Origin of the sequence: Aquimarina agarivorans (assembly GCF_000218485.1) — a bacterium.
In the GTDB taxonomy this organism is placed as follows: domain Bacteria; phylum Bacteroidota; class Bacteroidia; order Flavobacteriales; family Flavobacteriaceae; genus Aquimarina; species Aquimarina agarivorans.
This window is the reverse complement of record NZ_AFPB01000181.1, coordinates 1-19,284: the sequence shown is the minus strand read 5'-3', so window position 1 is coordinate 19,284 and position 19,284 is coordinate 1. Positions and strand designations below refer to the sequence as shown.

The following is a 19,284-nucleotide window of genomic DNA, read 5'->3' as shown; positions in this document are numbered from 1 at the left end:
ATGCGCTTGTTGAATACTATTCTAAAATTCTTTTTTTCCACTAAACTTACTGGTGTTTTACTTATCATTTTTGCATTAGCCATGGCTATAGCCACATTTATTGAAAATGATTACGGAACGGAAACTAGTAAAGCTTTAATTTATGGAGCCAAATGGTTTGAGATTATTATAGTATTATTAGGTGTTAATTTTATGGGAAATATAGCCAAATACAATTTAGTTAGTTGGGAAAAGGCTCCTGTTTTACTGTTACATTTAGCATTCATTATTATAATTATTGGAGCTGGAATTACTAAATACCGTGGTTTTGAGGCATTGGTAACTATTAAGGAAAATGAAAATACCAACCGTATTTTAAGTATTGATAGTTTTTTACAACTACAGGCAGATGATGAAAAGTTTACTAAAAATTATAGTCCCACTCCTGTAATAATGAGTCAGCTTGGATTTAACCATATAAATGAGAATTACACTTTTCAAGACAAAAAAATTAATGTAACACTCAATAAATTTATACCTAGAGCTGCCTACGTGTTAAAGGATGCTAAAAATGGGGATGATTTTTTACACCTTGTTATTGCTGATGATGCTCAGCGCAAGGACTTTTATTTAAAAAAAGGAACCCGAAAAAACTTTTATGGATTAACCATTGCTTTTGAAACCCCATATGAGTTGTTAAATGAAATCTATATTAAAACAACCGATTCTGCAGTTGTAGCACGTTTTCCTGAAACCACTAATTATTTTTCAATGCTTGAAAATAAAGCGGGTTCTTATAAAAAAAATACATTTACCCCATTAAAATTTAAGGCGCTTAGCGAAATTAATAAGGTGCCAATTGTTTTCAATAGCGTTGAAAATAACAAGACACTACAATTAATCCAAAAAGAGATTGACCCAAAGGTAAAAAATCCAGAATCCGCAATTAAAATTCAAGTAACTTCAGGTACTGAAAGTAAAGAATTAACATTATTTGGAGGAAAAGGATACATGAATCCGAATACCACTTTATATATCAACAATATGCATTTAAAACTTCGGTACGGATCCCGCCCTATTCATTTACCCTTTTCCGTAAGATTAAAGAATTTTACTTTGGAACGTTATCCGGGCTCGGACAGTCCATCAGCTTTTTATAGCGATTTACAGCTTACAAGCCCATCTGATACATTGGACTATCAAATTTTTATGAATAATGTATTGGATTACAAAGGATATCGATTTTTTCAGTCGGCATATTTGCCTGACGAAAGTGGTACTATATTATCTGTAAATCACGATTATTGGGGCACTTTTGTCACTTACATTGGTTATGCATTACTCGCCTTAGGTATGTTTTGTAGCTTGTTGTGGAACACCCAATTATTTGCTTTCATCCCTAAAACCAACATGGTATGAAATCAAATAGAAAACATCAAATTTTAACTGTATTTGTACTAATCTTTAGCTTACAAATTCAAATTACTGTGGCGCAGCAGCTCCATAAATTAGCCCCTTATGAATTAATAAATCGCCAGCTTATTGATGCAGATCACGCCGAAAATTTTGCAAAAATTCAAATACAGGACTTTCAAGGACGCATAAAACCTGTGCATACACTTGCTGTAGATTTGCTCCGTAAAATTTACGGAAAGGATAATTTTAAGTATAAAGATCAATCCAACAAGATAAAAAAAGTAACCGCTACTCAGGCTTTTCTAGGAATGCAATTTAAACCTGACTCCTGGCAGTTACTACCTTGTATTAAGATCGAAAAAACAGTTCATGACACTATAAGCAACCTCCTACCCATATCCGATAAAGGATATGCAAAACCTGCACAATTTTTTAGTTTTGATGGGAATTACCTAATTAAACCCTTAGTTACTGATGCTTATGCTAAAGTAGAAGGTAAACGCAACACGCTGGATAAAAGTATTATCAAAATTGATGAACGCCTGAATATTATATGGGCTATTTTTAATGGACAATTTTTAAAAATTTTTCCAAGTCCTATTGCGGAAAATAATACTTGGTATGCTCCTAAAGAAGAGGCTAATTTTATTGGCGATGATCAATTAGTATACAATAAAATAATTCCAAATTATTTACTGCAATTGCAAAAAGCAAAAACTAGTAACAACTGGACCGCGGCCAACGAAACTATTGACATACTTACTGCGTTTCAGAAAAAGAATGCTCCAAATTTACTAATATCTCCTAATAAAATTGCTTGGGAAATTAGCTATAACAAACAGCATATTTTTTTTAAAAGCATGATGGCTTACACGTTAGTGGGCATCATACTCCTTATTGCCGGTTTTTTTGAGTTATTTTTTGACAAAAAATGGATTTTTGTTATCGGAAAAATTGGATTCATAGGAGTAATTGCAATTTTTGCCTACCATGGATTTGGAATTATTTTACGCTGGTACGTTTCAGGTCATGCACCATGGAGTAACGGATATGAAGCCACAATTTTTATCTCATGGATAGCTGTCCTTGCAGGAATTGCATTTAGTAAAAAATCCAAACTACCAGCAGCTGCTACTGCACTCATTGCTGTTTGCCTTATGGGAATTGCCCATGGAAATTTAATGAATCCCGAAATTACCAATTTAGTCCCCGTATTAAAATCCTATTGGTTGATGATTCACGTAGCTGTTATTACAGGAAGTTATGGTTTTTTAACCATGGGGTCTTTACTGGCGCTAATCGTATTAATTTGCATGCTCTTTATTTCAAAAGCCCAAAAACAACGTATTCATCCAAAAATTATTGAGCTCACCAAAATAAATGAAAAAACCACCACAATTGGTCTGTTTATGTTAAGTGTTGGTACATTTTTAGGAGGTGTTTGGGCTAACGAGTCTTGGGGCAGGTATTGGGGTTGGGATCCTAAAGAAACCTGGGCTTTAATTAGTATTATTATTTATTCTTTTGTGTTACACATAAGAATTATTTTTAAAAGCAACTTTTTGTACACTTATAATGTTTTTAGCTTATTTGCCTTAAGCAGCTTGATAATGACTTTTTTTGGAGTGAATTATTACTTATCAGGACTTCACTCCTACGCCAAAGGTAACCCAGTTCCTATACCAACGTGGATTTTTATAGTTGTACCTATTTTAATTTTAATAGCTGTATTTGCAAAAATTAGATGGAAACGCATACAGTAATAAGTCAGTAAATATTTTATCATTTTTTGTATAATAAGTACTACCAGTTATATTTTAAATTACTCAAATTAAAATTATGAATTTTTGTTGAATCTAAAAACATAGGTCTCTCTAACTACAATTTAGTTTTATTTGGAAACTTTAAATAAAAATAACATGCTAAAACAAAAAAGCCATATAACTTGATATGGCTTTTTAAGTATTTTTGAATCAATACGTATACTAATAAATCTCAGTTTACTTAATTTAATTTTACTTCTCATCAAGTAGCCCATATTTACGAGCTTTGTTACTTAAATCTAGAATATTTTTAACGTTTAATTTTTTCATCAAATTAAAACGATGCACCTCGGTTGTACGTTTACTGATACCTAATTCCTCCGCAATTTCTTTATTACTTAATCCTGCAACGGCTTTTTCTAAAATTTGCTTTTCTCGTTTGGTTAAATTAAAATTGGCTACACCATCTGATGTATTGGCTTCTGGTTCTGTTGGCTTAATTGTCTTTACGTTTAATCCGCCACTTACAAGATTATTTACCAAAATTGATGAAACATCGCCACTAAAATACTTCCCTCCATCCAAAACGGAATGTATAGCTTTCAATACTTCATCCTTACCTGCATCCTTAAGCAAGTATCCATGAGCACCTGCTTGGATGGATTGCAAAATATATTCTTCAGAATCATGCATGGATAGCATGATAAATTTAATTGTAGGATGCTGCTTAGTTAAATAGGATACTGCCTCAATACCCGTTTTTTTTGGCATTCGAATATCACAAATGACTAAGTCAGGTTTAAATGTATCTGTTGCCTGAATAGCCTCTTCACCATTTGAAGCCTCTCCTACAACTTCTAAATCAGATTCATTCTCCAACAAGGATTTAATTCCATCACGCACTAAGGAGTGATCATCAACAAGTAAAATTTTATTTATATGCATTTAAAATTTTCTATTTATAAAAAAGTACAAAAATAACTAAGTAATGAAATATACAAAATTCTTTTTTTATAAGTAATCCAAAATATGATAATACTATAAATTTTTCTATTTGAGCTAACAAAATAATGCAATAACAAAAAATCGGATAATTCTAGTAGCAAAAACAGATATTTGAATTCTATTTTGTTTTTAAATAGGCTTCTGAGCGTACCAATTTTTTAAATTTTAACAATATTTTACAATACGTACCTATACTTAAAATACGTATTTTTGAATACTAAATAAATGATAGTAAATATATTAAACCTAAACACACAGTATAACACCTCTCTTTTACTGATCTTACTCGTTTCAAAAAATAAACTTTTATACAAAAAAAATAAAAATACTTAGATATCAACTAAGTATTAATACTTATATTTGTCTCGTTGTTATTTATAACCATAACTAAATTTTATGAAAAAATCACATTTACTTATTAGTGCTCTTTTAGGATTAGGGCTTTATAGTGCATCAGCACAAGAGTTATCTATTGATGCAATGATTAGACCGCGTTTTGAATATAGACATGGTTTTCAAGACGTAGCACCTGATGGTGTAGAGCCTGCGGCTTTCGTTTCACAAAGATCGTCATTATTAGTAAAATATTCTGATAGCAAAATTACTGCCTTTTTAGATTTTCAGGATGTAAGTGTATGGGGAGATCGCCCTCAATTATCAGCAAATGATGACCCAACTAATCAAACTGGTTTCTTAGTTAATCAAGCTTGGGCTGAAATTAAATTAGGAAATAAAGGATGGTCTACAAAATTAGGACGTCAATTATTAAGCTATGACGACCAAAGGATTCTTGGAGGACTTGGATGGGCACAACAACAGAGAACTCATGACGTTGCTTTGTTTAGATATAAAAAATCTAGTCTAAAATTAGATGTTGGTTTTGCTTTCAATCAAGAAAGAGATGGTGGAAACAATTTTAATACAATTTTTAATGGTAGAGGCCTTGGAGGACAAATTTTTCAATATAAAGCAATGCAATTTGCACACTTGTCAGGAAAACTATCAGAAAATTTTAAAGGGAGCTTTCTTTTCATGAATAATACTTTTCAGGATAGAGAAACAATTCCTGCTGTAGAAGCCACTCCTGGTAACCTTACGTCTTTCCCAATAGTACTTCCAACACCTGCATCACCTGCTAGATCAGTAACAACAGATGGAACATCATCAAGACAAACTACTGGTTTTTACGGAGCATACAATGTCCCTAATTTCACTTTAACAGGTAGTGTCTATTACCAATTTGGGAAATTCAATAAAAATGTAGACATTTCTGCATATCAAGCTTCTTTATTTGCGGGCTATAAACCAAGCAGTGGCGCATTCAAATTAATTGGTTTAGGAGCTGAAATCCTAAGTGGCGACAAAGATGGCGTTGGCGGAGGAGAAACTACCGCGTTCTTTCCTTTATTTGGTACAAACCACAAATTTAACGGATTTCAGGATTTCTTTTATGTTGGAAGACACGCCAATGATGTTGGTTTAATCGACATCCACCTTAAATCTGTAATAAAAACTGGTGCTAAATCTAAACTTATTGGTTTTGTTCATAATTTCAGTGCTGCTGATGCGCGTGATGGAATGGATTCAAACCTTGGAACTTCTGTTGATTTAGTTTATGTGCAAGGAATCACACCATATGCTAACATTAAAGTTGGATATTCTCAGTCGTTTCTTGGAGATGACTTTGCTAATGCAAGAGCAAGTAGAGGTAATGATATCCCTTTAGAAGCTGACAGTAACCAAAGTTGGGGATGGGTAATGATTACTGTTAACCCTAACATTTTTAAATGGAAAAAAGAAGCTGCTCCAGAAGCTAAATAACATATATAAAGCACTTAACTGAATACTAACTTTATTACAACAAAAAGGCTTGTCGATCAATCGGCAAGCTTTTTTTTGCATTAAACCTTAATTACGCAATTCAAAATAATAAGTACAAATACTTACGTATTTAAAAAAAAATACGCTTACTTTTGCGGTCGATTTATTCAATACTTCCTAAAATTATGAAAAATTTAACTACTAGTAAAGCTACTAAAATAAAGCTTACAGATTTTAAAAGTGTACAAATGCGAACCTTCCATTTGAGTTGGATCGCTTTCTTTTTATGTTTCTTCGGATGGTTCTCTCATGCGCCATTAATGAAATCAACTATTGCACCAGATTTGGCATTAACCAAAGCACAAACTACATTAGCATTTATTGCATCGGTAGGGGTTACCATTTTTGCCCGTTTACTTATTGGTCCTTTATGTGATAAAATTGGACCACGAAAAAGTTACGTATACTTGCTAATTTTTGGTGCCTTAGCTGTTGCGGGGTCTTCATTTGCTAATACATGGGAAACTTATTTGCTTTCTCGTTTGGCAATTGGTGTTATTGGTGCATCTTTTGTAATTACGCAATATCACACTTCAGTTATGTTTGCCCCCAATGTAATTGGTATAGCCAATGCAACTACTGCTGGTTGGGGTAATTTAGGTGGTGGTGTTACCAACGCTACTATGCCATTAATAGCCGCTGGTGTTACCGCCTTAGGCTTAGCTGAAGCTACATCATCATGGAGAATTGCGATGTATATCCCTGCTGCAATTATGTTACTAGTCGCATTTTTATACTGGAAATACACAACAGATTGCCCAAAAGGGAATTATGAAGACCTTCCGGAAGAAAGACCGCAAACCAAAAAAGGTGAAAAAGGTTCTTTCATGGCTGCAGCTTCGGATAAAAGAGTATGGATTTTATTCTTAATGTACGCAGGATGTTTCGGAATGGAATTATTTGTTACCGGGAAGGCTTCTACCTATTATCAAGAAAAATTTAGCCTAAGTCAAGAAACTGCTGGATTTATTGTACTATTCTTTGGTGCAATGAACTTATTTGCCCGTTCCACTGGGGGGTGGATTGCTGATAAATTCGGAAAAAACTCAGGACTTAACGGAAGGGTAAAAATTTTGGTATACGTAGTAGTTGCTGAAGGGTTAGCCTTACTGTTATTTTCGCAAATGAATTCATTAAGTTTAGCGGTAACATCAATGGTGTTTTTCTCTCTATTTGTTCAAATGGCTGAAGGTGCTACCTATTCAGTTGTTCCATTTATCAACAGAAAAGCTTTAGGTGCTGTAGCCGGAATCGTTGGCGCAGGTGGTAACGTAGGAGCAGTACTTTATGCGCAATATTTATTAAGAAGTGGCGCTAGTCTTCAAGAAGCATTTTTTGCATTTGGATTTATAGTAGCCGCTGTAGGATTCTTAGGCCTGTTAGTTCGATTTACCCCTGAAGAAGAGCAAATTGCTAAAGATGAGCAATCAAAATTAGAAAACCTCCAAAAAAGAATCGACACTCTAGCAACTTCGTAAGGATTTTTTAGATTTTAAACTAAATCAGTAAAAAAATACGTATTTATACTTAGATTTAAGTGCAAATACGTATTTTTGTCATGGAAAAACAAATTAAAATGAAGAAAGTAATAGTTATTGGAAATGGTATGGTTGGGTATAAGTTTTGCGAAAAACTTGCCGCTCACCCAAACTATTCAGATTTTAAACTTGTTGTATTTGGCGAAGAACCTAGACGCGCTTACGATCGTGTACATTTAAGTGAATTTTATGATGGCAAAACGGCTGAAGATTTAAGTATGTCCTCAGCAACTTGGTATACTGAAAATAATATTGATCTTCATGTTTCGGAAATGATTACCGAAATTGATCGCGTTAATAAAACTGTTGCCAATCATCGTGGTGATAAATACGCGTATGATTATTTGGTACTAGCCACCGGATCTTCTGCCTTTGTTCCTCCTATTCCCGGAGTGGAAAAGGAAGGTGTTTTTGTATACCGTACTATTGAAGATTTGGAAGCGACCGAAGCTTATGCTAAAAAATTAAAAGCTGCCGGCAAAACTGATGCTGCTGTATTAGGTGGTGGGCTTTTAGGTTTAGAGGCTGCCAATGCAGTTAAAAACCTTGGACTAAACGCTCACGTAGTAGAATTTGCTCCTCGCCTTATGCCAAGACAGCTGGACAAAGGCGCAAGTGATATGCTACAGGCAAAAATAGAAAGTCTGGGATTACAGGTGCATTTATCAAAACAAACACAACATATACAAGGTGATAAAGCTATTGAAGGACTTCAGTATGTTGATGGCACGGAACTAAAAGTGGATATGCTAGTAGTTTCAGCTGGTATTAGACCAAGAGATGAAGTGGCTCGCGAATGTGGTTTGGAAGTGGGTACCCGAGGTGGTATTGTTGTAAACCAACAAATGCTTACTTCCGATCCTAATATTTATGCCATTGGCGAATGTGCCTTGTTAAATAGCATGATTTATGGCTTGGTGGCTCCAGGTTATGATATGGCCGAAGTTGCTGTTGATCAAATTACAGGCAATGATAATGCAATGCCTGAGTATATTGACATGTCTACTCAATTAAAACTTATTGGTACTGAAGTGGCTAGTTTTGGTGACGCTTTGAATGATGCTAAAGAAGATTTAGACGAAATTACCTATGTTAATAAACGTAATGGAATTTATAAAAAAATAAATGTTACTAAGGACGGAAAAAAATTATTGGGCGGTATCCTAGTTGGTGATTCTTCTGACTACAACTCATTGTTCCAAATTTATAGTAACGGAATGAAGCTACCCGAAGAGCCTGAAGATTTAATTTTGGGCAGTCGAGGTGGCGAAGGTGGATCATTATTAGGTGATGTTATGGACTTACCAGATGATGCTCAAATTTGTTCTTGCGAAAGCGTAAGTAAAGGACAAATATGTAATGCTATTGAAAGTGGCGAGGCTAATGATTTAGGCGATGTTGTTACCTGTACTAAGGCAGGAACGGGTTGCGGTGGTTGTAAACCCATGGTGAAAGATTTAGTTGATGCTATCTTAAAATCATTAGGACGTGTGGTAAAGGACAATGTGTGTGAACATTTTGACTACAACCGTCAAGAACTCTATGACCTTATTCAAGTAAAAGGATATACAACTTTTAATGAGGTTTTGGATCATCATGGGAATGGTGGGCATGGATGTGAATTATGTAAGCCTTTAGTGGCTTCATTAATGGCAACAATTCATGCAGACACTGCCAATAAAGAATATGCAATTCAGGATTCTAACGATCGTTTTTTAGCCAACATTCAACGAAATGGTACGTATTCAGTGGTACCAAGAATTCCTGGAGGAGAAATTACTCCTGATAAATTAATTGCTTTAGGTGAAATTGCTAAAAAATATGATTTGTACACTAAAATAACTGGTGGTGTACGTATCGATATGTTTGGAGCTACACTAAATCAATTACCACAAATATGGAAAGAATTGGTAGATTACGGTTTTGAAAGTGGTCATGCCTATGGTAAATCATTACGTACTGTAAAAACGTGTGTAGGTTCTACATGGTGCCGTTACGGAATGGATGAAAGCGTAAGTTTTGGTATTGAATTAGAAAATCGTTACCGAGGAATGCGCTCTCCACACAAAATTAAAGGAGGTGTTTCTGGATGTATCCGCGAATGTGCGGAAGCTCGTGGAAAAGACTTTGGTTTAATTGCTGTGGACGGTGGCTGGAATTTATATGTTGGTGGAAATGGTGGTGCTACACCGCGTCATGCTGAGTTGCTGGCCGAACAAATTGATAATGAAGCAGTAGTAAAATACTTAGATCGATACTTAATGTACTATATGCGTACGGCTAAACCTTTACAACGTACTGCCGCATGGCAAGACCGTTTAGAAGGTGGTATTGAATACCTAAAAGAAGTAATTATTGAAGATAAATTAGGAATTGCTGCAGACCTTGACAAAGAGATGGAAACTCTTGTTAATAAATTTGAATGCGAGTGGAAACAAGCAATTGAAAGTCCAGAAATGATGAAGCGTTTCAGCCACTTTGTAAATAGTGATGAATCGGATGATAATTTGGTATTTGTTCCGTTAAGGGATCAAAAAATGCCAGAACACTGGAAATAATACTAGTCAATTAACAAAATGATTTCCGCGTTTTAACGCAATTAATGTAACAAGAATTTAAAGTATGGAAGCAATTCTAGATAGATATAATAGTACTTCATTAGACGAAGTTAAAGTTTGGTTTGAAGCCGCAAAAATAAGCGATTTCCCTATTGATGGTGGTGCTTGCGTAAAATACAAAGACAAGCAAATAGCGGTGTTTAATTTTACAAGAACAAATAAGTGGTATGCCTGCCAAAATGTATGCCCACATAAAATGGAAATGGTATTGAGCCGTGGTATGATTGGTGATGACAAAGGTACTCCTAAAGTAGCATGCCCCTTACACAAAAAAACATTTTCATTAGAAAATGGAGAAAACCTAAACGGTGATATTGCACCTATTGCCACATACCCTGTAAAAGTTGAAGGGGATACTGTATTTATTGGATTTGCTGAATAGCTATTAGTAATCCGTAAATAATCAATTAATTTTGATTTTTGTTTTTCTAGGGTCGTTACATTTGTAACGACCTTTTTTTGTAATTTTAAAAAACTCCTTCGGCAATAGCCTTTACATTATCTGATTTCCCCATAGAGTAGTAATGCAAACAAGGGACTCCGTAGTTTAACAATTCCTTAGATTGCTGAATTCCAAATTCAATACCAATTTGACGCACTGCTTTATTATCCTTAGCGTTTTCAATTTCAGTTATTAATGCTTGTGGCATATCTAACCAAAAAACTTGAGGTAATATTTGTAAATGCCTTTTTACCGCCACTGGTTTAATTCCCGGTATAATGGGTACAGTAATACCAATTTTTCTGGCTGCTTCAACAAACTTAAAATAACGTTGATTGTCAAAAAACATCTGTGTTACTACATAATCCGCTCCAGCCTCAACCTTTTCTTTCAGCCGTTTTAAATCAGCCTCCATGCTTGGAGCTTCGATATGTTTTTCAGGGTACCCAGCTACGCCTATGCAAAAATCTGGTTTGTTTTTCATAGCTACGTTACCATGTAAAAATTGCCCTTCATTCATCTGCTTTATTTGTTTTACCAAATCAATAGCATAAGTATTTCCACCTTTAGCAGGAACAAAATACTTTTCACCTTTCATAGGATCACCCCGTAAAGCTACCAGGTTATCAATACCTAAATAATGACAGTCAACCAATAGATACTCCGTTTCCTCTTTAGTAAATCCGCCACACAATACGTGCGGTATAGCATCTACTCCGTATTTATATTGTAATGAAGCACAAATACCAACTGTTCCAGGACGCATGCGCGTAATTTTGCGATCAAATAAACCGTCCTTTTCTATATAAACATATTCTTCTCGGGATGTGGTTACATCAATAAAAGGAGGATTAAATTCCATTAATGGATCTATATTGGCATATAAATCGTTAATATTACTCCCTTTTTGCGGTGGTACTATTTCAAACGAAAACAGGGTTTTCCCTGATGTTTTCTCAATGTGCTCAGTTACTTTCATGATTACTTTTAATCGGTCACAAAAATAACTTGAAGAGTTGAACCTTGCTAATAATTAGCTTAAGAAATTGATTTTTCCAAATACTTTTCTTTGCGCAGCAATAAAATATAATACAGATCTATAATGAAAATCACAATACCTACATACAAAATACTCCTGTATGCACCACCCAAACTATTTACGCCTACCAAGCCTACTAATACACTTGCTGATAAAGTTCCTATGCACTTATTTATTGCAATGATTAATGATTGTCCACGTGAGCCCTTTCTATCAAAATACATTTTAATAAATAACAAAGACATTAACACCCCCATAAAAGAACTGGAATACAATGCACCTGGTATAAAACCAAACTGTACGCTGAGTGTATAATGGAACAAAAAACTCAAAATTAAAACAAGCAATACCTTACCGTAAAAACGTATTGACGAAGTTTTTGGATTTCTTCCATAAACAAAGTAAGTGTAAAGAATTGCTCCATCCAATAAAAACCACAATCCATCAAACAATGTAGAAATATGCGACCAACCTGCTAAAAATCCTCCTTGATATGTATTAAAAGCTTCCCAAGTAATATTTAGCACTAAAGCCACAAAGGGCATGGCATGAATTTTATGTTTGAAACCAATTCGGATACATTCTACATAGGTAACCGTCCAACAAATTCCGCACAATAGGGTAAGGAATACTTTAATATTCATTGAATGTATTTTTAAAACTAAATATTACGTTGTACATAAATACCCCCAGTTAACCTAAAATCGTCATCTAATTTTCTGGCTTTTATTGTTGCATTGCACATATTATATTACAAGGAACACCTTTACAAAATGCTGCACACTTAACATCCAAAACTAATTTTTAAATCATTATATCAATAGCTTTACAAACCAAATCTGGATGCCTTAATCAAACAAAAACAAGAAACAAAATTACTAAAATTTACAGCTAAAATTCCAAAAGAGACAGTTTACAATAATTGATGAAAAAAAGTATACTATTGTAGTAAAATCATAATAATTAAATATTTATTGTAAAATATTCATTATTTTTTAACTTTTTCGTAAATTTATAATACAATTTTTTAGAAAAAATCTTACGTCAGTTTTTACTTAGTGCTAACCCTAATTACAACATCATGAAACTCTCAAAAAAATTCTAGTTGTAGTAGCTATCCTAATTGCCTTACCTTTTATAGTTGCGCTTTTCTTAAAAAAAGATTATCAAATTCAAAAATCAATTACAATTAATAAACCGAAAAACGAAGTTTTCAACTACATCAAATATTTAAAAAACATGGACAATTATAGTCCTTGGGCCAAAATAGATCCTAATATGAAACAAACTTACCAAGGTACAGATGGAACCGAAGGTTTTGTGTCGGCATGGTCAAGCACACATAAAGATGTTGGTGTAGGCGAGCAAGAGATTGAAAAAATTGTTGAAGGAGAAAGTATTGACTTTAAACTGCGCTTTTTTGAGCCATTTAAATCAGATGACCATGGATATTTATTGACAAGTGCCATTACTGAGAATCAAACTAAAGTAACTTGGGGCTCTGATGGACACATGGATTACCCATTTAATGCTTTAATTTTAATAATGAATTTTGAAAAGACAATTGGCGAAGATTTTAGTAAAGGACTCAGCAACCTAAAACAGATTTTGGAAAACAAATAATAACTTATTACATTAAAAATATTGACCACTACATTTATAGATGATAAGGAATAGACTTTTCTTGAGCATTAACTGACTTAAGACCTGAAGGACTTAGAATCTATGAAAATCTCCACTGACAATTCACAACAGAAAACTGACAACTGACAACTGACAACTGACAACTGACGCAGTAGAAATCAAAAAATAGATTACATAAATAGTTAAAAGTTTTAAAATTTTATTTTAAATTCAATTTGCTATACTTTTACAAGCATGAATACACTTCAAATTAACAAAGCTTACGAGGCATTTGACCACGCTAATAAAAAAGATCCAAATACTGAAATTGTTGATGGAAAATCAGTATCTAAAGAATTAATTTACGGTCAGCGAATGACGAAAGTGTTAAATGATTTTGCTCCAGATGCGAACGTAGCATTACGCTTGGCTGCGCGCAGTCAACATATTTGCCGCTGGGAAATACCTCGAAGTGCTTATGAAATGAACAGAGTTGGGTATTTAAAGTGGCGTACTGAATTAAAAAAATTTCATGCAAAAATTGCCTCCGATATTTTGAATAGGTTGAATTTTGAGCAAACAATTATTGAACGAGTTGCCTTTTTGTTGGAAAAAAAACACTTAAAAAAAGATAATGACACTCAAACTTTAGAGGATGTTATATGTCTGGTTTTTCTTAACTATTATTACGAAACTTTTAGGCAAAAACACACTGATGAAAAAGTAATCGATATTGTAAAAAAAACCTGGAAAAAAATGTCTAAAACTGGACATCAAGCTGCTCTTGCAATTTTATATTCTGAACAAGGTTTAGCTTTAATACAAAAAGCTATTGCTTAATGAACACCAAAGAATCTTTAGATGCTAAAACATTTAGCTCCTTAAGTAAGGTTTATGTTATTGCTTTAGGCTTTATTGCTTTTTTAGTCATTATAACGCAAATTTTTATTCAAAGGGCTTTATCAAATAATGATTATGATGCACAAATAATCAATATTGCTGGTAAACAACGAATGCTGAGTCAAAAAATCAGTAAAAGTATTTTACTTTGGAACGCACCACTTAATATCACGCGGGATAATAATGCTGAATTGAATGATGCTTTAAAAGAGTGGTCTGAGGCGCATCTTCTTTTAAAAAACAACCTTAAAAAACTCCCTAAATCTTCTCGCAAAAAAAATCTAGAAAACATTTTTTTTGAAGTCAATCTTCAAATTGAAGAATTATTAAAGATTAGCAAAAATATACAAGCCTCCATATACGGAAATGAAACTGAAGCCACTAAATGGATAACCGCTTTTATAAAAAAAGAACCTAGTTTTTTGGCAACCATGAATAATTATGTGTATGCCTACGAATCTTATGTTTCATGGAAAATGAGTTCCATAAAAAAAATTGAATATGTTGCTTTTTTCCTTTTATTCCTTTTATTATTGGCCGAATTCTTTTTGTTATTTAGACCCGTTACTAGTAAAATTAGAAGTACTATTTCCGAATTAATACATTCAAAAGATAACGCTGTTAAAATGGCTGACAAAGCCAATACAGCCGTTAAACTTAAAAATGAAACGTTAGAAGAGTTGCAAGTGCTACAAAAAGCAATTAATCAAAATTTATTTTTTACTAGAATTGATCAGGACGGTACAATAATTTCCAGCGGAAAAAAAATGCAGGAGATAATTAATAAAGAAAAAGGTAACCTTAAGCATATTATTTATGAAAATTTGGGATTAAATATAGTACAACAGCAAGAGTTGAAACAACTTATAAACGCAAGAAAGGGAACTATTTTAAATCATGAATTTGAAGTATCGTTTAAACATACACCGATTAAATGGATGGACATTTCCATTTTTCCTATAATTAAAAATAAAGGAGTTGTTGAATATTTAATTGTTTGTCTGGACATTACAAAACGAAAAAAAGCTCAAGAAAAAATTGATATCCTTAGAGAAGATAAATTAAAAACAGAATCTGCAATACAAAAATCAAAGGCTAGCTTAATTGTAGAAGCTCAGGAGGAAGAACGTAAGCGAATTGCTAAAGATATTCATGATAGTATTGGACAAATGCTTACAGCTTTAAAATTTAATATTGAATCCCTTGACCTTTCGCAAGGAAAAAAATTAACCGAAAAAATTAATGTTTTAAAGGACCAAACAAAAAATATCATTTTAGGAGTCCGCATGGCTACCTTTAATTTGACTCCGCCTGAATTGTTGGATTATGGGATCACTACTGCCATTCAAAAAATGACCAATCAACTTAACAAATTTACCCGAACCGAAATATTATTTGAAAACAATGTTGAAGACAATTTTCGATTTGAAACCTTAGTAGAAACCAACTTATATAGAGTAACTCAAGAATCGATCAATAACGCTATAAAATACGCTGAGGCTACCTATATTTTAGTTTCAATGAAAAAAACAGATCAATTATTAAGTATTTCAATCACTGATAATGGCAAAGGATTTGATGCTTCAAAAATGCCCGAATCCCCAAAAGATAGTTCCGAAGGTGGTATGGGGCTATTTTTTATGAAAGAGCGCATGGAATATATCAATGGTCGCGTGTTTTTAAATTCCACTCCAAGTAACGGCACTAGAGTGGTGATTAATTATCCTATTCAATAATTTTCAACAGCTTTTTAATTCACAACTAGTATTATTTAGTAGGCTAAAAGAGCGTTTTTTAAAGCAATTGTTTATGACTCAATAGGTCAATGAAACGCTGCCTTACGTTATAAAAAAATCTTCAAAGCGCTATTAAAAACGAGATTCTTTTTTATTAGAAAAGCTTTAAAAAATGGCTTTATAAATATGCTCATTTTGAAAACTTTATGCGCTACAAAATAGATCGACAGGATTTTTCAAATTTATTTTGTAATCCAATTCTTATAATAATTTTAACGTTTTCATAACTTTCATGAGTTTTGGTATAAAATTTACAAAATGCTAAAAATCAGATTTATAAATTAATTATATAAATTTTAACAAATCGCTAGTCCTCAAATTTATTCAAAGGATTTCTTAAAAAAATTCAACCTTTTTTTTTGTAAAATTCACAAAACGAATTTCGTAACCTTAATTTATCACGCCTCAATTTTAAAAAAAAATGCAATAAAGTAGTTTCAAGTAGCTCAAAAAATGATACATGAACGTCACTAAATAAACTATAAAACTACTTAAAAATGAACTTACTAAAACAATCATTAAAACACACAATGATGATTATCGTTTTTTTATTAGCTAAACCAATTTTAATTTACAGCCAAGGCTGTGCTACAAAAGTTACTCAAAAAGACTATGACAACGCACTGTTAATTAATGCAGCAATAGACTCTCAAAAGTTACAACAACGTACCCTACATAATGGAAATCCTTTACCGAGAGCTAAAATTATTATTCCCTTTATTTCTCAAATTATCACCAGAGCTGATGGCACAGGTGGCATATCTTTAAAAAAAATAAATGAAGGCATACGATACACCAATGATTTTTTTGCCAATATAGGTGTAGAATTAAAGGAGTATCAAAGTCCTAAATACATAAATTCAGATCAATTTTACGATTTTATAATGAACGATGAAACTGCCATTACCAATGCGTACGAAGTAGATCAGGTTTTAAACTTATTTTTTGCAAATAGTATCCTAAATGCTAACGGCGGTAGTTATTGTGGCTACGCTTATTTTCCCAATCCATCGGATCTTGAAAATGATTTAAATCGTATTTTTATGGATAACGACTGCATGGGTGGTTTTCCTGAAACTACATTTACTCATGAAATTGGTCACTATTTAGATTTATTTCACACGCATGAAACTTTCCGTGGAAGCGAGTATGTCAATGGAACAAATTGTTCTACCACGGGGGATCTTATCTGTGACACTCCCGCAGACCCTCAATTATCTTTTGCCAAAGTAAATACTAACTGTAACTATACGTTTTTTGAAACGGATAGCAATGGAGATGTATACAATCCAGATACTAGCAATATCATGAGTTACTCCAGACACAGTTGCAGAACAAAATTATCACCACAACAACTAGAAAAAGCTCGATTCACGACCGAAAATTACAGAAATGATCTCAAAAAAATCCCAACCAATAGTCAATCCCCTTACAATGGAGTTACGCAATCCATTCCAGGAATTATTGAAATGGAATTTTATGATTTGGGGGGACAAGAAATAGCCTACAATGATACTGATACTGGTAATAATGGCAATCAGCTACGAAACGATGATGTTGACATTACTGGAGGTAGCGTTGCCTGGATTCAAGCTGGTGAATGGCTAGAATATACTGTAAATATTGAGGAATCAGGCAATTTTACCGTCAATGCAAACATTGCTTCAGTTTTTGATAGTAGTTCATTTACATTGAGTATTGATGATACCGTTATTGGAAATGATTTTATTGTTCCAAATACAATAAACTGGGAAAATTATCAAAACGTAAGTCAACCAAACATCCCGTTAGAAGCAGGCATAAAAACATTACGATTCACCAGTAATACTGGGGGTTTTAATATCGATAAATTAAGCTTTAGTAAATCATCATTACCGCCTAAAACGAAAGTGCAATTACCTTACAATGGGGTTGCTCAAACCATTCCTGGTAGTATTGAGGCTGAATTTTACGACTTAGGTGGTCAAGGAGTGGCTTACTATGATACTAGTAATGGTAATAATGGTAATTATTTAAGAATTGACGATGTTGATGTTGAAAAAGGATCAGTTAACGGTAATGTCGGTTGGATTAATGCTAATGAATGGATGGAGTATACTGTTGAAGTGAAAGAAACTGGGAATTATACAATTTTTGCTAATGTAGCTTCACTTACAAACAATAATACGTTTACACTTTATATGAACGATAACAAATTAGGCGAAAATTTTAAGGTGCCAAATACTGGAAATTGGCAATCATACCAAGAAACTGCGATTTCAAATATTAGTTTGACTGCTGGTCGTCAAGTACTGCGATTTGAAACAGCTTCTGGCAGATTTAATTTTGACAAACTAGATTTTTCATTAAATTCTTCAATACCCGAACAATTGCCCTACAATGGCATTGCTCAAACTATTCCAGGTACGATTGAAATGGAATTTTACGATGTTGGAGGTCAAGGAGTTGCTTATAATGATAAGGACACAGGAAATAATGGTAATTATTTAAGAACCGATGATGTAGATATGTATGCAGGTATAGTGGCATGGATACAAAAGGATGAATGGATTGAATATACCATAAACATTGAACAAACAGGGAATTATAATATTAATGCTGTAATTTCGTCTATTTTTTCCGAAAGGAATTTTGAATTAACAATTGATGGAGTTGTTGTAGGTCAGCAATATGACGTACCAAATACAGGTGACTGGGAAAACTTTGAAACCATTTCACAAGAAAATATTTTACTGACCGCGGGACAAAAAATTTTACGATTCACCTCTTTAACTGGTGGTTTTAATATTGATAAAATTAATATTACTGCAGCCACAGCCTTTCAGCTGCCTGCCAATAACTCAAATTCAATTACTGAGGAAAATAATGTTAGTATTTATCCAAATCCTTCAATTGCCGATGTAGTTTTTAGTGCACCTGAAATTATTACTAAAGTAATACTACATAATAGTTTTGGAAAATTTGTTGGGATGTTTAAAGGCACCAAACAACGGGAATTAAAATTAAATTTGAATGGTTTAAAAAAAGGATCTTATATCACGCTAATGCATACTCACAAAAACACCTACAAAGCCACTTTAATAAAAGAGTAATAGCATTTTTGATTTATAATTACTTAAATAAAATTAAGATTTCTGTTTGAATCAGAAAGAAAAAACAAATGTACTCTTAGGCAAGTTGTTGTTTTATTTTAAAGTTTCAAGCGAAAAAAAACTATTTCAAATAAAAATTTAAAATTCGTAGGCGATGTAAAGTCACTTTGCAAAAAGTGGCTTTACTTTTTA

At 33.2% G+C, this 19,284-nt stretch carries 13 protein-coding genes; 10 read left to right on the top strand and 3 right to left on the bottom strand.

Features of this window, described 5'->3' with window-relative positions; all coding sequences use genetic code 11:
- Together GMC_RS0117835 and GMC_RS0117830 are read left to right on the top strand one after the other, a co-directional pair.
- Nucleotides 1–1,398, top strand: coding sequence for a cytochrome c biogenesis ResB family protein (locus GMC_RS0117835; protein ID WP_010523424.1), 1,398 nt, complete (start codon nt 1–3; stop codon nt 1,396–1,398).
- A complete protein-coding gene (locus GMC_RS0117830; protein ID WP_010523423.1) occupies nt 1,395–3,158 on the top strand; it encodes a cytochrome c biogenesis protein in 1,764 nt (587 codons plus the stop codon). The genes GMC_RS0117835 and GMC_RS0117830 overlap by 4 nt, the downstream gene beginning before the upstream one ends.
- Nucleotides 3,159–3,410: 252 nt before the next feature.
- On the opposite strand, the gene GMC_RS0117825 is transcribed toward GMC_RS0117830, so the two are convergent.
- Entirely contained in the window at nt 3,411–4,103 is a 693-nt protein-coding gene (locus GMC_RS0117825) for a response regulator transcription factor (RefSeq protein ID WP_010523422.1), read from the bottom strand.
- Nucleotides 4,104–4,559: 456 nt separating this feature from the next.
- Here GMC_RS0117825 and GMC_RS0117820 point away from each other — a divergent pair, with 456 nt between their 5' ends.
- From GMC_RS0117820 to nirD, 4 genes are all read left to right on the top strand, one after another.
- Complete coding sequence (locus GMC_RS0117820; RefSeq protein WP_010523421.1) at nt 4,560–5,984, top strand: alginate export family protein; 1,425 nt, start codon at nt 4,560–4,562, stop codon at nt 5,982–5,984.
- A gap of 185 nt (nt 5,985–6,169) precedes the next feature.
- Nucleotides 6,170–7,522 carry an MFS transporter gene (locus GMC_RS0117815; protein WP_010523420.1) on the top strand — a complete coding sequence of 451 codons (1,353 nt, stop codon included), beginning with the start codon at nt 6,170–6,172 and terminating at the stop codon, nt 7,520–7,522.
- Between the two features lie 98 nt (nt 7,523–7,620).
- Complete coding sequence (gene nirB / locus GMC_RS0117810; protein WP_029489902.1) at nt 7,621–10,140, top strand: nitrite reductase large subunit NirB; 2,520 nt, start codon at nt 7,621–7,623, stop codon at nt 10,138–10,140.
- Between the two features lie 64 nt (nt 10,141–10,204).
- Nucleotides 10,205–10,582, top strand: a complete 378-nt coding sequence (gene nirD, locus GMC_RS0117805; RefSeq protein ID WP_010523418.1) for a nitrite reductase small subunit NirD — start codon at nt 10,205–10,207, stop codon at nt 10,580–10,582.
- Nucleotides 10,583–10,667: 85 nt separating this feature from the next.
- On the opposite strand, the gene metF is transcribed toward nirD, so the two are convergent.
- Together metF and GMC_RS0117795 are read right to left on the bottom strand one after the other, a co-directional pair.
- Nucleotides 10,668–11,621, bottom strand: a complete 954-nt coding sequence (metF, locus tag GMC_RS0117800; protein ID WP_010523417.1) for a methylenetetrahydrofolate reductase [NAD(P)H] — start codon at nt 11,619–11,621, stop codon at nt 10,668–10,670.
- Between the two features lie 59 nt (nt 11,622–11,680).
- Complete coding sequence (locus GMC_RS0117795; RefSeq protein ID WP_010523416.1) at nt 11,681–12,325, bottom strand: transmembrane-type terpene cyclase; 645 nt, start codon at nt 12,323–12,325, stop codon at nt 11,681–11,683.
- Between the two features lie 595 nt (nt 12,326–12,920).
- On the opposite strand from GMC_RS0117795, the gene GMC_RS0117790 reads away from it, so the two are divergent.
- The 4 genes from GMC_RS0117790 (at nt 12,921) to GMC_RS0117775 (ending at nt 19,092) form a co-directional block, all read left to right on the top strand.
- Nucleotides 12,921–13,304 carry an SRPBCC family protein gene (locus GMC_RS0117790; protein ID WP_010523415.1) on the top strand — a complete coding sequence of 128 codons (384 nt, stop codon included), beginning with the start codon at nt 12,921–12,923 and terminating at the stop codon, nt 13,302–13,304.
- A gap of 255 nt (nt 13,305–13,559) precedes the next feature.
- Nucleotides 13,560–14,144 carry a DUF4202 domain-containing protein gene (locus GMC_RS0117785; protein ID WP_010523414.1) on the top strand — a complete coding sequence of 195 codons (585 nt, stop codon included), beginning with the start codon at nt 13,560–13,562 and terminating at the stop codon, nt 14,142–14,144.
- Nucleotides 14,144–15,940 (top strand): ATP-binding protein, encoded by a 1,797-nt coding sequence (locus GMC_RS0117780; protein WP_010523413.1) that lies wholly within the window; start codon nt 14,144–14,146, stop codon nt 15,938–15,940. Before GMC_RS0117785 ends, GMC_RS0117780 begins: the two co-directional genes overlap by 1 nt.
- Before the next feature lie 557 nt (nt 15,941–16,497).
- The gene (locus GMC_RS0117775; protein ID WP_138940679.1) at nt 16,498–19,092 is read left to right on the top strand and encodes a carbohydrate-binding protein; all 2,595 of its coding nucleotides are present in this window, start codon (nt 16,498–16,500) and stop codon (nt 19,090–19,092) included.
- Nucleotides 19,093–19,284: the final 192 nt, after the last annotated feature.